Raw genomic sequence first — 5416 nt, 5'->3', positions numbered from 1 at the left:
GGAGATGCTCTCCTTGAGTGGGTCGAGTGACAGCGCCAGCGCCACGCCGAACTTGTCCCAGTCACTCAGCCCCATCACGTCTTCGAGCAACGAGATGCAGTCGCCCCTACGAAGCCCCGGCTCGCAGTAGCCCCCGAAGGCACGGTCCGACGCCTGCGGCCCTCGGGAGAAGGACGCGCGGACCCATTCCACTGACCGCGAAGCCCGGAGGTGCAGGGGTGTCACCAGAACCAGCTCGGTCAGCGCGTTCTCGAAGGCACCCTGCCCCACGGTCACGGCCTGGATGGGAGAAGGCGGGCTGTACTCGATGGGTGCACCTTCGCCGGTATCCAGCCGCACCCTGCCCCTTGGGGTGGCACACGCACTGAGCAAGGCGAGGATCAGGACAGCGATCTGGACTCGAAAGGCCATGGACCCCTCCGGGTCCACTCCCTAGCGTGTGGCTCGACCCGAGGGGAAGCCCGGTGGGTATTTGAAGAAGGGAGCGCGCGGATGGACCCAGCAGCCCGTGAGCGGATCACCCTCGTTGAGGTGCTTGAACGGACGGCGCCCTTCCCTGTCTTCACCGCCACCCTTCAGGCCGCGGTGCAGCGTCTGGAGACCGAAGGCGTGAGCAGCCTGCTCAGCATCCAGTTCCACGCCCGGCCCGACGACACGGAGGTCGGCGCGGTCATCACGTTCGCGGACTCGCGCCAGGTCATGGAACACATCCGGAGGATCTCCGGGTGGCCGGAGTTCAAAGCGCTCCTCGGCGTCGCGAAGCCTGTGGACGTGCGCGTCTACGGGCGGCTCGGCGAGGAGGCGCAGGCCTGGCTCCGGACCATGAACGTCGTGAGCAAGGTCTTCGAAAGTCCCGTGGCGGGCTTCGTCCGGTGAGCCGGCCACCGGTCGCCATCAGCTCGCGGCGCGCAGGGGCACGTTCGCGGTCCGGGTCGCCACATCCACCCGTCCGAGCCATGCGCTCAAACGCTCGCGCCGCTCGACCTCCGCGCCCTGCCAGGGCGTGAGCGGCGTCCGCAGACTGTGCAGCTGCGCGAACAGGGCCAGGTCCGCCACGCTCAGCGCCCCTGACAACCAGAAGCCCTGCTCCGGCGCCCGCGCATCCAGCTGATCCAACAGCGCCCCGAACCGGCGCCAGCAGGCCTCCGGGCCCGCGCGCCAGACATCCCTCGCCACCAACCGCTCCACCTGCTTGCGCCGGATCAGCGTCGGAACCACCGCGCGCACCGGCGCCGGCATGAAGTGGAAGAACGTGGCGCGCGTCCGGGGCCAGTTGCGGTCATCCGCCCAGCGTGCCGCGACCAGGAAGCCATTGAGGGACGTGTCCGCCAGCTCCTCCCAGAGCAGCGCCTCTGGCGACGCGTCGATGCGGCCCGGCGCCAGCTGCTGGATGCGCGCGAGGATGGCCGTGGAGTCCGGCACCGCCTCCGCTCCCACCAGCAACACCGGCACCTGTCCCGTGGGATTGTGCGCGCGGTGCGAGGCCGGGTTGTCCGCGCAGCCTCGCGCGTAGGGCAGCCCCGCGTACTTCAGGGCCCGGTGGGCCTTCAGGCAGAACGGCGAGTAGCTCTCGACGCCAGGCAGGCCGGTGTCGGCCAGCTCCAGCAGGGTCAGGGGTGGCAAGGCGTTCGGGGTCATGAAGCCACGCTATGCCTCCGCTGTGACAGCCGTCTGTCAGGATAGTGAGAAGGCGGCCCGGCTCAGTCCTCCCGGAGGATGTCTGCCCACTTCAGGGTGGAGATCTCCTCCTGGAACGGAGCGAGCATGAGCTTCCGGTAGTCCATCACCACCTGGGTCATCTTCGTTTCGAGGAACGTCCGGACCTCTTCACGGATCCTGAAGTAGTCGTCGATCCCCTTCAGTGCTTCCCGGATGTCCGCCATCTCGTCCCCGGTGTAGCCGTTGGTGAACTCCTCGCGGGTCCGCACGCGCATGAGGAAGTGCGTGAGTTCGTCCGCGACGACCGGGGGGATGAACTCGTGGTGCATGGCGATGAAGGCGGCGATCTCGTTCTTCGTGCCGCCCAGGAAGTTGACGTTCTTCGGATCCAGCGAGGCGCCGCTCAGGGTGTTGCAGTACGCCCGCATCACGTCCTTGAGCGCCGCCAACTGGCGCACGTCCGCGACGGATTGAATCTGATAGTTCGTCAGGGGCTTCAGCTTGCTCCCGAGATTTCCCTGGGGCGAGACCAGCATGAAGGAAGCCGCGCCCAGGACGTCGATGCGGCATCGCTCCGAGAACCTCTTCCGCAGCCCGATGGCGGCCTCCTTCACGGCGTTCTCGCGGTGCGACAGGCTCCGGAAGAGCCAGCCTTCGTCGCAGATGAGCTCCAGCTCTGACTCGTCGACCCCCCGGCCCTTCTGCTTGAGGAGGTCGCTGCTGACCAGCAGCTTCGCCACCCCCGAAGGGCTGTCATTCACCTCCTGGCCGATGCAGTAGACGTAGATGTCGACGTCCTGGATGTCCGTGACGAGCGTCTTCTTCTTCGTGATGACCTCGTTCTCGCCCTTGCCCGCCTTCTCATCCTCCAGCGAGTAGGCCTGCACGCGGAGCTGCGTGCTGCTGGAGCTTGCGACCTCCGCCAGGCTCACCCCCTTCTTGAACTCCGACGTGACGGACTGGTTCACGTAGGTCCCACTCTTGGCGAGCTTGGGCGCGTGCACGAGCAGGGAGTTGGCGAGGATGTTCACGCCGGACCGCACCAGCCAGTGCACCTCATGGCCATAGCGGATGGCCTGTTCGACCGCGTCGATCGCCGCGTTCCCGCCCTGGACGACGATCCGCTTGCGCTTCTTCCCGTTCACCACGAGGAAGCGCATGAGCTGATCCATGTCCATGATCCGCCGGTCCCGCTCCCACCCCTTGGGGACCTTGATGCCGTTGGCCTCCGTGGGCTTGAGGTAGCTCCCGTTGCCCGTCATCAGGAGCAGCTCGCGGGCCTTGATGGGGTCACGCACCTTCTCGGACTTCATCGGCGTGAAGGTGATCTCGAAGTGCGCCTTGTCCTCGTCGATGTTCGGCTTCCACTCGATCTTCGTCACGTTGCCCCAGACACGGGTCAGGCCCCGGTTCATGGCGCGGCCGATGACGTTCAACCACTCGTCCTTGAAGCTCTCGCGGGTCGTGTAGCCCTGGGACTGCTCGAACAGGACATCCTCTCCGTCGACGGGGTCACTCGTGTTGAAGACCCGCTCCCACTCTTCCTTCACCTTGCTCCGGGACTGGGTGTTCTTGAAGGAAGAGAGCGGCCGGGTGCTGATGACCTGGCGGGTGTGATTGACGACGTAGTTGCCGCCTCGCCCCGTGTACCGGTCGTTCTTGCCGATGTGCCACGGATTGCTCATGCCGATGAGCACCGTGTTCTTGAGCACGGCGCGCTCGGACGTGAGGTCCAGGAGCGACTTGTCCTCCGGGGCCTTCTGCATGTCGATGTCCTTGTCACCGACGAACAGCAGGTGCTTCAGCGCCTTCCTGCGAGCCTCCTCGTTCTTGATCTTCCCGAACTGCTTCTTGAACTGCTCCCGGACGTCCGACGTGAGGTCGGACCCCATGCGCGCATCGAGGTAATACATGGCACCGCCACCGGCGCCGATGATGGCCTTGTCGAAGATGGACATGGGGTCCTCCCGGAGGTCACGGGCCTACTGGCCGTTGTACTTGAGGTCGCGCGGGTTCACGGGCTGCGTGCCACGGAGCAGGTCGACGGCCTCGAAGGCCTTCATGCCGCTGTTGCCCTGCGTCGCCGCCTGCCACGCGGGCAGCGACTTGAAGGCGAACACCATGTCGAAGTCCATGGGCACCGTCCCGGGATCCAGCGGCACGTTGCCCGGGTTGTCCTGGAACCACTTCATCCAGGCCGCGGAACCGGGCTGCTCGAGGACCAGCGCGTCGCCCACGACCGTCGGCGGCATCGTGGTGGTGGGCAGCAGGAACGTCTTCATGGGCCACTCCGCCACGCTGTGGCAGCTCATGCACGACGAGGCCTGCACGGCCGGCACGATCTGCCCGTTGATGGAGGCCGGTGCCACCACCGCGCCGTCGTTCGGGCCGGACAGACGGCCACCCCACCCCAGCGTCGCCGTGGAGTACGCGGGCGCCGCGGGGTTGATGACCGTCTCCTGCAGCGGCGTGCCCGGGTTCAGCGTGGAGTTGACGTTGGGATCATCCCCCCACATCGCGCCCAGGGGGATCATCTTGTCCCAGGGGCTGCCGGGCACTCGCATGTCGTAGACGAGCGTGGAGAACACCCAGCCCGTCTTGGGCGCCGTCTTGGTGTCCTTGACGATGATGTCGAACTGCATGATCGACGCGTTCATCGTCACCGGCTTCGCGCCCGTGGGCCCGTTGGGCGGCGGCACGTAGACGGGCCACAGCGACGCGCCCTGCATCACCGGCCAGTCCTTCGCCAGCGCGCTGGTCAACGCCACCTTGATGACAATGGACCCTTCCGGGAACTGCGCGGACGTGTTGGTGAGCGTGGGGCTCATGGCCGTCTTGCCCCACACCTGCCCCAGCGCGGACGCCGCCACCTTGTCGTAGTAGGTGAGCACGTACGTCGTCATGTCGACCTTGAGGCCGGACGCGGCGAAGGTGGCCGCGGGGAACTCGGAGCCCACGTACGTGCCGTGGATGCTCTCGCGGATGGAGGCGAGCCACGGCTCGTTGTACCAACCCTCCTTCGCCGCATCCCACCGGGGATAGTTGTAGAGCAGCGTCTGCATGGATGGCGCGATGTAGGCCTTCAGCGCGTTGACGTACGCGAGCGCGTTCGCCTTGGAGATGGGCTGCCCCCTGAGCGCGGCGATCCACGGCGGATTGGCGGGCGGCGCCACGGGCGTTTGCGGATAGTCGTGGCTCAGGCTGAACATCGGGCCCGAGTACTGCCAGGACGGCGGAATGCTGCCGTTGCTGTCCGCGAAGGGGTTGGCGTTCACGGAGTTGCGCTCGAACGCCTCGCGAGCCGCGGCGAACGGCGTGCGGGCCTTCGCGGGCTCCGCGGGCGCGGTGGCGGAGACCGGCACCACGTTGGCGGTGGGCGCCTTCTTGGGCGGAGACTTTGATTCCGCCGCGTCGGCCTCCGGCACCTTGCAGCCGGAGAGGGACAGCGCCACGCAGCCGGTAAGGCTCAGGACGCCTGACATCAGGGATTGGCGAGAACGCTTCATGGACGAGCAGACCTTCGTGGGCCACACCGCGCCCGAGTGGGGTGGTACGCGAGACCGTGCGACAGGGCGGCGGACCCGCTGTCCGCCGCGTCCGCCCTGCACTGCACACGGCGATCCACTTCCCAGGAATGCGTCGTTTCCTCTGCGAGCCGGCTTCGGCGGCACGCCCACCCGCTCGAAGCGCGTCTTCACCGCAAGCGATTGCGTTCGCGCGCGACGCACGCCCCGCCCCCCTCCCCGCGGTCCAGGGT

The 5416-nt window shown here is 67.0% G+C and carries 4 protein-coding genes and 1 pseudogene; 1 reads left to right on the top strand and 4 read right to left on the bottom strand.

What is annotated here, in order from left to right; all coding sequences use genetic code 11:
* A pseudogene (locus D7V77_RS39810) lies at nucleotides 1-339 on the bottom strand (hypothetical protein); the annotation flags it as partial.
* A gap of 153 nt (nucleotides 340-492) precedes the next feature.
* On the opposite strand from D7V77_RS39810, the gene D7V77_RS39805 reads away from it, so the two are divergent.
* Nucleotides 493-876: a hypothetical protein gene (locus tag D7V77_RS39805; RefSeq protein ID WP_120581416.1), complete on the top strand. Its 384-nt coding sequence runs from the start codon at nucleotides 493-495 to the stop codon at nucleotides 874-876.
* Nucleotides 877-894: 18 nt separating this feature from the next.
* Here the strand turns inward: D7V77_RS39805 and D7V77_RS39800 are convergent, their stop codons facing one another.
* The 3 genes from D7V77_RS39800 to D7V77_RS39790 all read right to left on the bottom strand — a co-directional run bounded on the left by D7V77_RS39800 (nucleotide 895) and on the right by D7V77_RS39790 (nucleotide 5165).
* Nucleotides 895-1638, bottom strand: a complete 744-nt coding sequence (locus D7V77_RS39800; protein WP_120581415.1) for a glutathione S-transferase family protein — start codon at nucleotides 1636-1638, stop codon at nucleotides 895-897.
* A gap of 62 nt (nucleotides 1639-1700) precedes the next feature.
* On the bottom strand, nucleotides 1701-3617 hold the full coding sequence (locus D7V77_RS39795; RefSeq protein WP_120581414.1) for a hypothetical protein: 1917 nt from the start codon (nucleotides 3615-3617) through the stop codon (nucleotides 1701-1703).
* Nucleotides 3618-3641: 24 nt separating this feature from the next.
* Nucleotides 3642-5165 (bottom strand): hypothetical protein, encoded by a 1524-nt coding sequence (locus D7V77_RS39790; protein ID WP_126934138.1) that lies wholly within the window; start codon nucleotides 5163-5165, stop codon nucleotides 3642-3644.
* Between the last annotated feature and the right edge of the window lie 251 nt (nucleotides 5166-5416).

The organism is Corallococcus sp. CA041A, assembly GCF_003612075.1.
Lineage (GTDB): Bacteria > Myxococcota > Myxococcia > Myxococcales > Myxococcaceae > Corallococcus > Corallococcus exiguus.
This window is presented reverse-complemented; position numbering and strand designations above follow the sequence as displayed.